Genomic DNA, 14903 nt, shown 5'->3' with positions numbered 1-14903 from the left:
ATATACAATGAAAAGGAAAGAGAAAGCAGCAGTAGATGAATTTGTTGCCCTTGTAGGAGGCAAGACATGGGAACCTGTACGCCATAAATGTATGGGTAAATGGAGTGGTATGACCGATTACGGTTTTGTCATAGACGGACGGATAACGCTCTTTGTTTCCAATAGTATGGCATACTTTAAGAAACGGATTCGTGAGTGGATTAAGTCGATACATACTTTTGAAGCGAAGAAAGATTGCTATCTCCGCTTGCTACGTGAACAAATTGAAAAGGACAACGACAAGGCAAAGGACGAAAAGTTAAATCCTGTCAGACTGATAGACATCGGTATCTTATCCCCCGAAAGCAATAGCCCGTTTGATTTTTTTGCCCCTTATGTGTTAGTCGAAATAAACGGCAGGCGGTTCAAGCATCAAACAGCGGAGTTAAGTTGCGCTATTATGGTGGATAGTTTGGCAGGATACCTTGAAGAATGCAACTGCAAGGATATATACACGGCAAGGGCAGTGCGTACACCTGACTACATTTTTTGCGGTGTGCGGTTTGACTCCCGTGATAATATGTATAAGATTGGAAAGTAGAGATTAATGATGTCTGAAGAAGTTATTACTTACAACGATAACTCCAGTCGTTTTATAGGACGGCATCAGCATTTGACCTACTAAATACATAAGTTCCCAATTTACGATTGGAAACTTATGTATTTTTCTGTATGGAAAACTAATCAAATAATCGCTGACTTATCATCCAGTCATTAAGCACGTCCGGATCTACACGATTTGTAAGATTCACATTTTTACTCAAACAACCGATTTTCTCACCTCTTAAATAAATAACTGGTGGGGTTAATGTATTCGGATTGTATGGACTTAACGATGAACTGGGACTTCCATATATGGAATACCGATTCTTGAAAGATATACTTGAAAAGTGACTACCGTATATATTCTCGTTGTTGGATATGGAATCAGGAGTAGATGTGTTCAACGACAATCTGCCTAAATACAAACCGTCATTTGCCAATAGAAACGATTCTTTCCTTGAAATTCTGGTATCTAAACCTATTCTATCCATTCCCTATGATTTAACGCCATTATTTAATAATGCCATAACGTCTTTTAGTTGCATTATCGAACACCTCTGTCTCTCTTAGAAACTGCATTACCCGTTCCCTGTCTTCGGAAATCAGGCAACCTTTCAGTTTACCGTTCTTTTCCGTGATTTTTAATTTTGAAAGTTCGAATATATCGGAACAATCCAGCCAACTGTCATAGTCCAGAATATCACGATAGTTCCGAACCATCAAAGGATATTGGCAGTCCAGTAGCTCTTCCGACCTCTTGGAAGAATCTATTTCCGAATTTATCAGTAAGGCACCGATAGCGACACCTTCCGGAGTAAAGCCGATAATAACAATATATTTATTGCGGTCTTTATATCCGTCTTTTAGTATCAGTCCGTCCTCTTCGTCCAAGGGGACATAAATAATATCACCAATTTTGACTGATGACATATCTACTTGCTCAGCTTTGGCCATTATAGCTTTCAGCTTTTCCAATGCACCGGTTTTGTCGTCCATTTGATTTAAGATAAAGCGTTCTTGACAATCTGCTTTTCTCGGATATAATCTACCATGTCCTTGGTAGCTTTTCCTGCCCGGGCTATATCTATAATGGTAATGAAGTTTTTTTGAGGATCATCCTGAATGCGTGTCATCGCTTCTTCCCATGCCGAGTCATGCGACAAATCGGACAAGTCATAAGGGTCTGTATCCTTATATTTAGCGATAGCAGCGTCAAGACAACGTTTGTTGGCACCTGATATATAGTCCATATCGGGTACGGCAGAAGTATATACCTTCTTGTCACGAACCTCTATGTCTGAAAGGAACTCGTCAAAATTCCCATCCAAGGGTTTGCCTTCTGCAATTTGCAGTGCCTTGTAGGTATAGGCTGGCACCGGGCCATGCTTCAATGCTCTGAAAGAGTCTTCGACAATCACTTTGCCATATTTGACAAGATGGTCCTGTTGGGCAAAATAAAGTATTTTAAATAACTTTATATAGTCCACTCCTTGAGTGAAACTCTGCATGATGTAGAGTACCACTGCTCTTATTTTAGCAATCTGTATAGCTGTTTTCATTTCAAAAAAATCTATGCGATTACAAAGATACAACTAATTTGCTGAATAATACGCTCATGATACAAAAAAAATAGTCCGTTGCATTTTTTTACGACATTTAATATAGTCATCATTCTGAGAGTAATAGTCTGCAATTATCAAGAGATGGGCCAATCCACCCGATTCCACCTCCCTTTATAGTTCACCTTCCTCCGATTATAGTACGGGCAATCCGTTCCGATTGTCCATTACCCTGTTTTAACACCCCTGTTTTACAGTTTTATTCATCCCTTTCTATTTGATTGTCATTTATTATCGTTTTGCTGCTGCCGTGCGACCTCTCGTGGACTTATTTTCCCGCAAAGGTAATAGGCTGCTCCAATCTTGCCAATGCCGGCGTTCCGCTGCGAGTGAGCCGTAAAAATCTTCCTCTCCGTCTGTCGAGCGTATTTTTCCGCATCAGCCTTGTCAGATTGTTTCCGCCACCTTTTGGAGGCAGAAAAATAAATCCCAAAGGTCGCAAACAGGCCGAAAAAAGGGAAAAAAAGAAAGGTTAAATTATGAGTTACAACAAATTGAAATCATTGGTAGCGAACGTGGAAGCCATAGAAACGGCAATGAAAATCCAAGTTCAAGGCAGGCAGGCCACTGCGGAAGAAAAAGAAATTTTATCCCGATATTCTGGTTTCGGGGGTATCAAAGAAGTGTTGAATATAGGTACGGACAAGCCCATAGGTGGTGATATGCAAGAACCGATACAAAGATTGCAGGAGTTAATCAATGCTTACCCTCATTTCACAGAACCCATGCGACACAATGTCATAGAGGGTATCAAAGCATCTGTACTGACAGCATTTTACACTCCTAAATTCCTTGTTGATGCAGTGGTGCGGCAGATACACGCCACGTTCAGCGAAAACGGCCTCAAAATGCGTTCATTTCTCGAACCGAGTGCAGGTATAGGCGGTTTTCTGCCCATAGCCATGTCCGGCACGTATGACTATGCCATTGAGAAAGATCTCATTTCGGGGATGATACTTTCCCTGCTCCATGAGAACACGCTAACACGGACGGCTGCATTTGAAACCATTGGAGAACAAGGTTTTGAGCATACAACTTTCGATGTCATAGCCTCCAACATCCCGTTTGGCAATTTCCGGGTATTCGATGCGGAGCTGTGGAAGAAAGGCGGTATGTACGAACAGGCCACCAAGACCATACACAACTACTTTTTTGTCAAAGCGATGGAGTTGTTGAATGAGGGTGGATTATTGGCTTTCATCACATCGAGGGGCATAGCCGACACGCCCGGTAACAAGTTCGTGCGTGAATATCTTGTAAATCATGCAGACCTGATAAGTGCAATCCGTCTGCCCGATATGCTTTTCATGCAGACAAGCGGTATAGAGGTAGGCAGTGACCTGCTGATATTCCAAAAGCACACGCACAAGACGGTACTCTCACAACGGGAACAACTGTTTTTACAAGTAGGCAGGGAAAAGGCGGACGCCATAGGCACAATGACCGAATACGCCAACAAATTGTTTACCATGTCGAAAACTACCCTTGCAACAGGTAGCCGCATTGTACAGAACCAATACGGAAAATATGTGCGCAAATACCAATGGCAGGGAAATGAAAATGCCATGTCGCAATATCTCGCCGCACTGCTGAAACTCGACTTTGGCCGATATTTCCGCAAAAGTCTTTTCACAGGGAACGGACAGGGCAGCGAACATATGCAAATGTCCCTTTTCGGGAATGTAGCGATGAAACAAGTAGAAAAAGGTAAACGAGCCTACACGGATGGGGTGGAAGCATGGATGAAAGACGGCGCAATGGTACTGTTTGAGGGCCAGGTGGGTACTATCCAATATCGAAAATCAAGTCTTTATCAAGAGGTAGCCATTGATTTTGTGCCGGTGGACGAGGGTAAGGTCAATACAGATAGGGCGAAAGACTATTTTCCTATACGCAAAGCATACTTTGAACTGTCAATCAAAGAGAGGGAAGAACAAAAAGAGGATAACGGATTGCGTAGAGAGCTGAACGCCCGATACGATGCCTTTGTTGCCAAATGGGGCTGTTTCCACGAGAACGACAACAAGGAGTTTATCATGCTTGACAGCCTCGGTGTGGAAGTCTTTACAATAGAAATGCAGCTTGGAAAAGATTTAGTCAAGTCCGACATCATGCGTGAACCTGTGGCGTTCAAGAAGATAGACCCGAACAAACGGCTGACACCGATTGAAGCGTTGGCAAGCAGCTTGAATTTCTACGGCAGGGTTGATATGGACTACCTGATGCAGTCCACGGACAGCACCAAGGAAGAAATCATCGGCGACCTCAAAGGTGAGATATTTTACAATCCTGCTATTGGGGAGTGGGAGCACAAAGGCAAGTTCCTTTCAGGCAATGTCATAACCAAATGCAAGGAGATAGGTTCTTACTTGTCCGAACTCACGGACAGGGAAAAAGATTGGACGGAAACTGCTGTAAGGGCTTTGGTGGATGCGACACCCGAAGCGATACCCTACGAGGAACTCGACATTAACATGGGTGAGCGTTGGATTGACACAAAGTTATACGCCGATTTTGCAACTGAACTTTTCAAGGTAGAGACAAGTGTAATGTATTTCGATGTGAACGACACCTACATGGTACGTCTGCAAAGTTACTCTCCGGTGGCTTACAACACCTATTTCGTCCGCAACTATAACGGTGAGGATTTGTTTGTTCATGCCCTGCATGATACTGTACCCGAAATTACGAAAAAGATATACCGCAATGGTGATAAGGTGCGTGTACCGGACGAGGAAGCCATACAAGAGGCAGCCACCAAGATACAGGAGATTAGAGACCGTTTCAACTGCTGGCTTGACAGGCAGCCGATAGAGGTTCGGGACGAGCTGGTAAGGGTATATAACGAGCGTTTCAACTGCTATGTTAGGCCGCACTATGACGGTTCGGCACAAACCTTTCCGCAGCTCTCTTTTGAGCAATTTCCATACGATAGCCTCTATCCCTCACAGAAAGATGCTATCTGGATGATTAAGCAGAACGGAGGCGGTATCTGTTGGCATGAGGTAGGCACAGGCAAGACGATGATAATGTGTGTTGCCGCTTACGAAATGAAACGTCTCGGACTGGTACACAAGCCGCTTATTATCGGACTGAAAGCGAATGTGCACGAAATTGCTGATACGTTCCGCAAGGCATACCCTACGGCCAAAGTTCTCTATCCGGGCAAGGAAGATTTTACCTTTGCCAACAGGCAAGAGGTCTTTTCAAAAATCAAGAACAACAACTGGGACTGCATCATACTGACCCACGACCAGTTCGCCAAGATACCGCAGTCAGAAGAGACCATGATAGATATATTCACGGAAGAGCTTGCCGATGTGGAACGTAACCTTGAATTTTTGGAGCAGTCCACCATGCGTTACCGTAGCGGAAAGATGCAGGAGGGGTTAGAAAAGCGCAAACAGAACCTTGGGGCTAAATTACAAGAACTGCGTATGAAAATCAATAATCGGAAAGACGATGCTGTGGACTTCCACACAATGGGAATAGACCATATTTTTGTAGATGAGTGCCATATTTTCAAGAACTTAATGTTTCAGACACGCCATAACCGTGTGGCAGGTATCGGCAACACCAAAGGCTCTCAAAGGGCAATGAACCTCTTGTTCGCCATTCGTGACATCCAACTTCGTACAGGTCGTGACCTTGGGGCTACGTTTCTGTCAGGTACGGTGGTCGTGAACGCCCTTACCGAACTATATGTGATGTTCAAGTATTTGCGTCCGCAGGAGCTTCAACGGCAACGGATTAGCTGTTTCGATGCGTGGGCAGCCATATTCACAAAGAAAACGGCAGATTATGAGTTGAATGTGACAGGCTCGGTGAAGCGCAAAGAGCGTTTCCGTACTTACATCAAAGTACCGGAGCTGGCAATGTTCCTGCGTGAGATTACGGATTACTGTACAGCCGACATGATAAATCTTGACGTGCCTGAGAAGAACGTGCGTTTCCTCTCTTATCCCCCGACAATCGAGCAGGAGGAAATGATAGGACGCTTGATTTCTTTTGCTGGTAGCGGCCAGTGGAAGGACTTGGGACTTGACGTTCCGCAACCCGACAATCTCGATAAGGCAAAAATGCTGGTTGCGACCAATGTAGCCCGAAAAATGGCTCTTGATATGCGCTTGTTGGGTTGCAAGTTCAAGGATGATGCCGATAACAAGGCTTCTATCTGTGCGAGGACAATCTATGACTACTATATACGCTCGAATGACAATCGGGGTACACAGTTCGTGTTCAGCGATCTTGGTACATACAAACCGAACGAATGGAACATATATGCCGACATCAAAGAAAAGTTGGTACAACTCGGTATTCCTGCTGATGAAATACAGTTTATCCAATGCGCCACTACCGAGAGGACAAGAAAAAAGCTGTTTGAAGAAATGAACAACGGCAAGGTGCGAGTTCTTTTTGGAAGTACGACCATGTTAGGCACAGGTGTGAACGCCCAGCAAAGGGCTGTGGCAGTGCATCACCTTGAAATACCTTGGCGACCTGCTGACATGGAGCAACGAAACGGCAGGGCGGTACGCAAAGGCAACACTGTAAAGCTGTGGGGTGGCAATGTGGTAGATATTGTAATTTACGGCACGGAAAAGACCCTTGACGCCTACAAGTTCAATCTGTTGAGAAACAAGCAGATGTTTATCAATCAAATTAACAACGGCACAATCGCCGTGCGCCGTATTGACGAGGGAGGCATGGATGAGGACAGTGGTATGAACTTCGCCGAGTTCGTGGCTATTCTGTCAGGCAATAACGACTTGCTGAACAAGACGAAGCTCGACAACAAGATTATGCAGCTTGAAAAGGAACAGGCTATTTTCAAGAAAGAACGCATCCGTGCCGAGCGTAAAATAGCTGCCGGTCAGGGAGAAATCGAAAAGGCAAAGCGTACTGAGGCCGATTTCAAGAGGGATTTGGAATACATCAACTCGTATAATGGGGCAAAGGCAACCCTGCTTTTGAACTTGCCGCAAGCCAGTACCGAGGAAGTTGGCCGGGAGTTGCACCGTATCGCCAAGACCTACCGCAACGGAGCGTATGGTACAGTTGGCACGTATGCAGGGCTAAACTTGTTGGTGCATAGCGAGTATAATATGGACGGTACGTTTGACCGCAATACATTCTTTGTAGAGGGTATAAGTGGATTGAAATACCGATGCGGTCTGAGCGGTGCGCTGCCGCTTGGTTTCGTTGAGTCGGCACAATATCCGCATGGAGCATTAAGCAAATTGCCCTCTCTTATCGAGAAGCAACAAAAGGCGGTAGAGCGGATAGAAAGCGAAATTCCCACATTGCAGGACATCATTTGCCGTCAGTGGAGCAAAGCCGATGAACTGTCAAGGCTCAAACAGGAATGTAAGGAACTCCAGCACAGGATTGATGAAAGCCTGAAAGAGGCCGAACAACCGCAGGCTGCCAAACACGAAGCTATTGCCGAAGCTGCTTGACATAATCATAATTCAACCGTTCCCTCTGCATGGTCGCGATGACCGGGCAGAGGGATTTTTTTGCGCTCCGGTCTGCCGACGGCTCTACTCTTTTATGGCATCCTTTCTCCCTTTATAACCTCCCGATTCCCCGCCACCACCCATTCTCATTTATAGCTATTAATATCTTCTGTTTTTAGTCAAATAGAGATAATATTCTTTCATCGCATATCCGTTTTTTGCGATACGCCATTTTTAGCTTCTACATTGGTGGCAATGTATCACTTTTGCCTTCACACCTCCTAATAGCTTCAAGCAAGGCATCTTTTAACCTTATGAAGGCAAGTTTATCCACTCCTTTTGATATACTGATTTCATTACAGACCAAATCTTTCAACTTGAGTAAACAAGGAACATCTGCCTTATATCTGTCTCCCACATCTTGTAGGTCATAGTCAAAATTATAATGATAAGCAAGAAATTGCGTAAAAGTATTTTTACTTTTATTGCTTAGTTTGCAGAGAGCATCAAAGAGAGCATTGGCATCTTCAGATGCAAATATAGCACGAAGTTCGTATGTACAACTTTTATCTGGATAAGGCAATCTGTCTATGATTATAAGTTGTTCTACTGTTCCTTCAGTCAAATTACGCAGTGCTTTTTGCATTTGATCTGGCAACTCATTTATCTTTGATTCTATCTTCTGCAAGAAATAGTCCACAATATCAACCGTTATTGAGGTCTTGGAATCTGTGGTTACATAATTACATCCACTAATAAAAAGCCCTCTTAGCTGATAAAGTTCCTCTAAACAGGTTTGGCTATCAATCATTTCTGCTATTCTTACTTTTATTAAAGAGACATAAGCCTGTATAAAATAGAAAATGCCAATAGCGTGAAAATATGATAGATATGCAATACTATAACCAAGTTGATAAGCGTCTTTTATCTCTCTATCCAATATGGATTTTATAGTGTCCTGACAAATACTTTCAAGTTTTTGCTGCTCCATATCGAAAAAGCCGGATAGCATTTCCCAAGGTTTCAATTCTTTTTGCTTATCCCTTATCTCCGTAACAATAAATTCTACAAGTGGAGCACCTGTGATAATATATTGTATAATAGCCGTAACATACTCCGGATTTAAGACATCATAAATTAGCTCCTTGTTCAAAGAGTGATATTTTTCCCTTAGATGCTGTATCCTTTGCTTATCCTCATTATTATCTTGGAGTAGTGAAATCCGACAATCTCTACTCCAATTACAAATTACCTCTTTGTTCTCACTATTATTATACTCTGCATACACTGCAATAAATGACCCAAGAATATTTTTAAGAAAGATATTATCCTTTTCAATCAGCTCGGGAGGAAGTTTGTTTAAGTGGCTTTTAAAATCATATAAACATTGTCTCAAAACCCGTAAGTTGTCGGATTTTGTACACTTGAAACAGGCAATAATGAAATCACGCATTTCTTTCAAATAATCGGATACCGGTACTTCGCCAAGGAAGTATTCGATGGCTTCTTCTATGTCAGGTTGTATTTCAAATTCCTTGCCTATGGTCTTTTCCTTAAACTCATCCAATACAGCCTTGGGAAGTTCTTCAAGGTGGTTCTCATCTCCAATTACGACAACATGACAATTACAATGTTCTACAAAATAGTTGATAAAGCCTAACAATTCCTTCATCTCTATCAGGCACCTTTCGATGTCATCGAATATCAGAAACTTTACACCTTTTATACTGTCGTCTTTCACTTGTAGTAACGACAACGAATCCAGTGTTGCGGAAAAGGAACCATCCTCTTTAGAGTCTTCATTAAAATCCATACTCGTCTTGAAGACTACCTTACCGGCTAATTTCAAAACTCCTTTTATGAAACGCTCCGTTTTCGAATAGAAGAAAGGATTTAATTCCCTATCTATAGCTGTCTTGATGTCATTCACGCTATCCATTCCATAGGTCGAAATATAGATGGGCTTTAGCGTAATTTCCCCGTCGGTATCTGCGGTCTCATCAAACCTCTTCTTCCATTCTTTTATAAGATGAGTTTTGCCACATCCCCATTTTCCTTTCAGCATCACGGCGTACTGAGGATTAGTATTATCAGCATAGCTGTTTAAAAAATCAAGAATCAAAGTATTCATACCTTTGTTATTAACATAATTCTATTTTAACTCCATTGAAAAACAAAAATGTAGCAATAAGAACATTAAATATTGAAATAGTAAACAACGCTGCAAATCCATTATCACCACATCCACAATGAACAAAGTTAGTGATATTTCTTATACAATAATATCCAAACAACTAAATTTCATGTTTCTTCTTTGAAAGATCCAATAAAGGCTTGCAGGAATCGTCAGTATTACCATTGATTGCTTAAATATGCGTCTCCTATCATAATAATATCCGCAGAAAATGTGATGGTGGAATACATTTGGCGTTTCCTGTCAACATTGTAAACCTCTTTGTAATATACGATATACGCATATTTGAACTCCACGACACGAAAGATTGAATTATCCTTAGTGTTGTAATAAATCACCTTGCCGCTTATCGCTTTGAAAGGACTGTTTACCATTGCTTCAAGAATAGTAGTTTCTCTGGTAGATTCAACGGTTATGGTAATACGTCCGCCAATAACATTTGTCACTGGCCTTCCTTTATTATCTGTCTTGCGGTTAAATTCAATGTGTGATGAAATCACTTCTATATCCTTCCCTTGCAAGCACACGGTTGCCTTTAATTCTGCCATGCTGATCTTATTATTTATTATAAAACCAAGACACTTCGCCTTGGTTAAAGCAGTCAGACCGCTTTCAAGACAAGAAGGAGGATATCATATTTCGCAAATATAGAATTTTCCTTTGAACATAGCAAACAATCAATTAAATTTATTAACCAGCAAAATAGAAGAAACTCTATTTATAGGCTATCCTCCCTTCTAAGTATTATTTATACAAAGTAGAGAAATGCTTGCAAGTTCAAGATGTATCACGAGATTAAGACTTGATGTAATTTTTTCAAGTTGAGAGCCGAGCTATCCGCGTAATAGCTCGGCTTGTTTTTTAAAATGAGGGAAAAGATTATTTAGACAGATGGTATTTGTCCTTTATATGCTCGGCCACGTGTTCGACTTCTGGGAACAACGTTGATTTATCTATGCCGAGGGCTTCAAGCTGCTTCCTGATCTTCTGCTTCTGCGCTTTATTGATGATGTACATTTTGTATCTGAAGTTAAGCTGTGCAGGCTTGCTTTTATTGCCATTGATACCATAAAGGAAAAATGCCCCGGACTGCCGGATTATGCGAGGATTGTCAAACATAGGTTTCACGCAAAAGACTCTTTCAATATCCTTTGAGTCAATCACATTTTGGAAATGAGGTTTCTCGTACTTAATTTCATGCAGAAGATATTGGATTTCCTCTTCGGAGTTGAACTCCTTCCTATCCAGTTCTCTTAAATCTTCGATACTGAAATCTATTGGGCGTTTGGCGATATTAGAAACGACACTGACAGCATCGCTATCAAAATATTTAATATCTGACGTTTGAACTTTGAATCGGAACAGTTTTCCGTCAACGGCATCATTCTCGCACGCAAAATACAGAGCTACCAAAGGATTTGTAGTAATATCCAAGAGGCGTGTCGGCAAGGAGTAATGCTGCATCTTGACCAACTTCTCAAAGGTAGATGTACACCCTTTGAAATCAGCCGGACTTTGAGCGATAATATCTCTGAAAATTCTATTTTCATTTTGGATTAAGAACTCTTCTCGATATATGGAAGGTACTAATCCAAAACTCTTATCTGACTGTCCTCGATAAAAGATATGGTAATCCATATCGTCCTCTAATTCGTCTTCAAGTTTCTCGAATAGAGTCCGGATGCTACCAATACTTGATGAATCACTCTCCGGTGTATAATTATATGCCTCGTATGAAATCTCCCACGGACGTTTTCCAAGAGTCTTGACTATTTTTTCTGACAACCCATTATATGATGCAAAGCTATCATAAGTATAGCCCAGTTTCTTGCTTCTTAAATACGATGAAGTGTTGGAATCCAAAGGAACATATTTTTCTGGATTAGCGTAGAACAGAACAATGCTGAGCTTTCCCTTTCCGACACTTTTAATGTTCAATGCCGTTTGAAAAAGTCGTTCATCTACTTTCCCTTCTTTTACCTGTCCGAACAATTCCCATAATACATTTATATCATTGTTGCCCCTGATTGTCTTCCATGGGAATAGATGCACTTTCATGGGATGTGTGGTCGGGATACCTGATACATCTGTCGGTTCTGGGCAACTAAAATTTAGCTTATGCCTTAAATCCTGTAAGATTTCGACCCTTTTTTCATCGGAGTGAAACTTGTTGAGATACGCCAAGAATGTGAACGGGTCTATTTCTTGCAGTGTAATCTCTTTGCCTCTTTCTGTGCCATCGCGAAAACCGGTAATACCGATTTCTTTTAACTTAGATATAAGTTCTGGCTGGTTATTCTGTTTTCCAAGTAGCCATTCGGATAGTTCTTTATAGAATGGTAGCCATGTAAATATTTTATCCATTACATTAGTGATAATAATTTAAATTCTTACATAATTCCGTTTATAGAGCCAAAAAACTCCCTTAAAACCATAGGAAGAAAAGAGAGAAAACCAAAAAGGCCTGTTGATAACTTTTTGTGAGATACTGCTATCTGTTATGTAAAATAGATAAACTACCTCAAAAGATGGTTTCTGTAAAATCTATCTAATCTTTATAAGTGGATTATTTGGACTCTATTAAATCTCCAACTTTACCTGTACAAAGATTAAATTCAAACCGATAATCAATATTTGAAATCACAACAAAAAAGCACAAAGAGTTATTTATATAATAAACATCAGAAAATAAAAACTGATTTAAATCCTTTTGTTTTTTTAACAAATCTGTTAAATTCCAAACAACGTTTCCATCCCCATTAATAATATAAGCCTTATTTAATTCTTTATTATACGGAGCTTGGATAATTGCAATATGTTGGCTATCTTTTAAAACCAATGGAACTAATTTATTTATGTCTTCAATTCTATGATTCATATCATTATATGACCATGTTATAACATAGGGTAGAGTATCAAGTACCGTTAAAATTCCTTTTCCCGATTCCGAAATATCCCCATTATTTAATGTAAAATTCTTTATAAACTTCATATTTATTCACAACTTATTTTTCTTGGTGTACCAATTGGCTTTAGCTTAGCTCTATCCTCATAATTTAGGATTTGAATTTGGTTTCCTCCACCTTCATATATTTTTCCATTGTAAATTTGAGGTCCTACTATACCAACCTGAATTCTTACACCTTCTGGAATATGGAACCTTTGTACATGCGAGATTTCGGGCTTAAACTCTGGCGTAACAGCCAATCTATTTCGAACAAAATCAACATTCGTAATATGGTCAGTTGTACCCCAACCGCCTGGTTTTGTTTGATTAGGACTCATTGCCATTTCAATATCTATACCACCTTTGGGCACAACAATGGATGTTATACTACTATTTGTATCCCATGGATTAGACATGCTCGATGTAAGTAATCCTAATGGATTCAATCCCCACAGATCGAGCCACATATTGACATCCTGCACATATCCATAGAGAGTCGGATTGTTACCCGCCAGCCCAATAGGGTCAGAAGAAATATACATACCCATATCCGGCGAGTAGTACCTGAACCTGTTGTAATACAGCCCCGTTTCTCCATCCTCGTACTGTCCCTGATAGCGGAACGGTACGAGCGTTCGGTCCCCATGGCATTCCGCCACCTTGCCGTACACATCCAGCAGCATCTCCCAGACAAGCTCTCCCTTGCTGTCGTATGCCTGCGTCGGCGTACCCAGGTAGTCATGCACTATCGTGTAGCGTTCCCCGTCCGTGACCTTCGCCACAGGAGTGAACGACGTTCCGTCATACACCCATGTCACAAGGTTACCCGGCTTCTCCGTGCCATCGTATTCCTCGCGTCCGGTCTCGTCCGTGACGAGCTTCGGCCTGTCGGCTTCCTCAATGTCCCATTCGTGCAGCACCACATTGCCGTCCCAGCCGAAACGGTGTACGGTGTCGCCAGTCCTCTTTGACACCCGTCTGCCGAGGGCGTCATAGCCGAACGTGACCGTCCTTCCGTCGGGAGTCCTCACCCCGGCAAGCATACCGTTGGCCTGCCATTTGTAACAGGTGTCACCTTGCTGCCAGTCGGCGAACGGGTCGGTCTCAAGGCTGTTGTCCTTGTTGTCGGCATCATCCGCAGAGAACAGCATACCGAGCCATCCTTTCTTTCCGGTATGCCCGTTGTTTTCCGGAACGGACACATTCCTGCGGCTCTTGCTTATGAGGTTGCCCTCGCAGTCGTAGCGGTAATGGTACTTTCCGTCCCACAGCAGACGTCCGCCACGGTCATACTCGCGCCCCTTGCATCCGTCCTCCCGGTACAGGTTGCCCACCTTGTCGGGGGTGCGGAAGACGCTCTCGTGCATGGAGTAGTCGCCCCTGACGAGGTTGCACATCGAGTCGTAGTCGAAGATGACCGGCTCCGGTGACAGGTTGCCGCGCATCGACATCAGCCTCGCGCCCACATCCCAGCGGTAGCTTCTCCAACCCGTGTGGCGGTTGCCCGAACGCACGTGGCGCGAGCGGACAAGCCCCATGTCGTTGTAGTCCGTGGTGATCCTTATCCCTCCTGTTGCGAAACGCTCCACCTCACGCCCGGCATCGTCCCTGCCTATGGTGCTTTCCCATGGCCGGACGTCCCCTCCGGCATCGCCGTATGCGGACGCATCATCCGCTTCCGGTTTCCCGACGGTGGCCCTTATCCCGCCGACAAGCCCGAACCTGTCGTATGACAGTTCCGTGTCGGCTCCCAGTGAGCTTACCACACGGGTGCGCTCGCCGTATGCGTTGTATTCCGACTCCACCGACATGACCTTCATGAACCTGTCGCCTCCGGGAAGCCCCATCGTCTCCCTTGTCACACGCCCCATCGGGTCGCGTTCGAACACCATGCGCGCCTCACCGTTGTCGGCGGTGGCCATCAGCCCGTTCCTGTCGTAGCCGTATTCCTCTTTCGTGCCGTCGTGGTACTCGGCTGCGAGCACGCGTCCCATGGTGTCGTATGTGTAGGCGGTGCTGCGCCCCCCGGGACGATCTATGCGTGTCACACGTCCGCAACCGTCCCTGTGGTATATGCGCTCTATGCCGCCGTAGTCCTTTTC

10 protein-coding genes are annotated in these 14903 nt (G+C 43.1%); 2 read left to right on the top strand and 8 right to left on the bottom strand.

The window, feature by feature from the left end; all coding sequences use genetic code 11:
• The first annotated feature begins 7 nt into the window (after positions 1-7).
• Positions 8-580 carry a hypothetical protein gene (locus NBH07_RS18280; protein ID WP_004308671.1) on the top strand — a complete coding sequence of 191 codons (573 nt, stop codon included), beginning with the start codon at positions 8-10 and terminating at the stop codon, positions 578-580.
• Positions 581-719: 139 nt separating this feature from the next.
• On the opposite strand, the gene NBH07_RS22675 is transcribed toward NBH07_RS18280, so the two are convergent.
• Genes NBH07_RS22675 through NBH07_RS18270 form a run of 3 tightly spaced genes read right to left on the bottom strand, consistent with a single transcriptional unit; the run spans position 720 to position 2141 of the window.
• Positions 720-1073 carry a hypothetical protein gene (locus tag NBH07_RS22675; RefSeq protein WP_004323416.1) on the bottom strand — a complete coding sequence of 118 codons (354 nt, stop codon included), beginning with the start codon at positions 1071-1073 and terminating at the stop codon, positions 720-722.
• A gap of 19 nt (positions 1074-1092) precedes the next feature.
• Entirely contained in the window at positions 1093-1578 is a 486-nt protein-coding gene (locus tag NBH07_RS18275) for a hypothetical protein (protein WP_004308670.1), read from the bottom strand.
• 5 nt (positions 1579-1583) lie between these two features.
• Positions 1584-2141: a Panacea domain-containing protein gene (locus NBH07_RS18270; protein WP_004308669.1), complete on the bottom strand. Its 558-nt coding sequence runs from the start codon at positions 2139-2141 to the stop codon at positions 1584-1586.
• A gap of 539 nt (positions 2142-2680) precedes the next feature.
• On the opposite strand from NBH07_RS18270, the gene NBH07_RS18265 reads away from it, so the two are divergent.
• The gene (locus tag NBH07_RS18265) at positions 2681-7660 is read left to right on the top strand and encodes a helicase-like domain-containing protein (protein WP_250833570.1); all 4980 of its coding nucleotides are present in this window, start codon (positions 2681-2683) and stop codon (positions 7658-7660) included.
• Between the two features lie 241 nt (positions 7661-7901).
• On the opposite strand, the gene NBH07_RS18260 is transcribed toward NBH07_RS18265, so the two are convergent.
• The 5 genes from NBH07_RS18260 to NBH07_RS18240 form a co-directional block, all read right to left on the bottom strand.
• A complete protein-coding gene (locus tag NBH07_RS18260) occupies positions 7902-9791 on the bottom strand; it encodes a P-loop NTPase fold protein (RefSeq protein ID WP_250833569.1) in 1890 nt (629 codons plus the stop codon).
• Between the two features lie 221 nt (positions 9792-10012).
• On the bottom strand, positions 10013-10402 hold the full coding sequence (gene tssD, locus NBH07_RS18255) for a type VI secretion system tube protein TssD (RefSeq protein ID WP_004308665.1): 390 nt from the start codon (positions 10400-10402) through the stop codon (positions 10013-10015).
• Between the two features lie 331 nt (positions 10403-10733).
• Positions 10734-12218, bottom strand: a complete 1485-nt coding sequence (locus NBH07_RS18250) for an FRG domain-containing protein (RefSeq protein ID WP_117816564.1) — start codon at positions 12216-12218, stop codon at positions 10734-10736.
• 202 nt (positions 12219-12420) lie between these two features.
• On the bottom strand, positions 12421-12846 hold the full coding sequence (locus tag NBH07_RS18245; protein WP_250833568.1) for a hypothetical protein: 426 nt from the start codon (positions 12844-12846) through the stop codon (positions 12421-12423).
• Between the two features lie 2 nt (positions 12847-12848).
• Positions 12849-14903 (bottom strand): RHS repeat domain-containing protein (locus NBH07_RS18240; RefSeq protein ID WP_284706147.1); only part of this gene is annotated, 2055 nt, incomplete at its 5' end.

Origin of the sequence: Parabacteroides sp. B2-S-102 (assembly GCF_023656665.1) — a bacterium.
Lineage (GTDB): Bacteria > Bacteroidota > Bacteroidia > Bacteroidales > Tannerellaceae > Parabacteroides > Parabacteroides distasonis.
The sequence above is the reverse complement of the archived record's forward strand: the minus strand, read 5'-3'. Positions and strand labels throughout refer to the sequence as shown.

Excerpts from the sequence above, each read along its gene's own strand:
- NBH07_RS18265 (WP_250833570.1), top strand. The coding sequence starts at position 2,681 with ATGAGTTACAACAAATTGAAATCATTGGTAGCGAACGTGGAAGCCATA.
- NBH07_RS22675 (WP_004323416.1), bottom strand. The coding sequence starts at position 1,073 with ATGGATAGAATAGGTTTAGATACCAGAATTTCAAGGAAAGAATCGTTT.
- NBH07_RS18260 (WP_250833569.1), bottom strand. The coding sequence starts at position 9,791 with ATGAATACTTTGATTCTTGATTTTTTAAACAGCTATGCTGATAATACT.
- tssD (WP_004308665.1), bottom strand. The coding sequence starts at position 10,402 with ATGGCAGAATTAAAGGCAACCGTGTGCTTGCAAGGGAAGGATATAGAA.
- NBH07_RS18280 (WP_004308671.1), top strand. The coding sequence starts at position 8 with ATGAAAAGGAAAGAGAAAGCAGCAGTAGATGAATTTGTTGCCCTTGTA.
- NBH07_RS18250 (WP_117816564.1), bottom strand. The coding sequence starts at position 12,218 with ATGGATAAAATATTTACATGGCTACCATTCTATAAAGAACTATCCGAA.
- NBH07_RS18270 (WP_004308669.1), bottom strand. The coding sequence starts at position 2,141 with ATGAAAACAGCTATACAGATTGCTAAAATAAGAGCAGTGGTACTCTAC.
- NBH07_RS18245 (WP_250833568.1), bottom strand. The coding sequence starts at position 12,846 with ATGAAGTTTATAAAGAATTTTACATTAAATAATGGGGATATTTCGGAA.
- NBH07_RS18275 (WP_004308670.1), bottom strand. The coding sequence starts at position 1,578 with ATGGACGACAAAACCGGTGCATTGGAAAAGCTGAAAGCTATAATGGCC.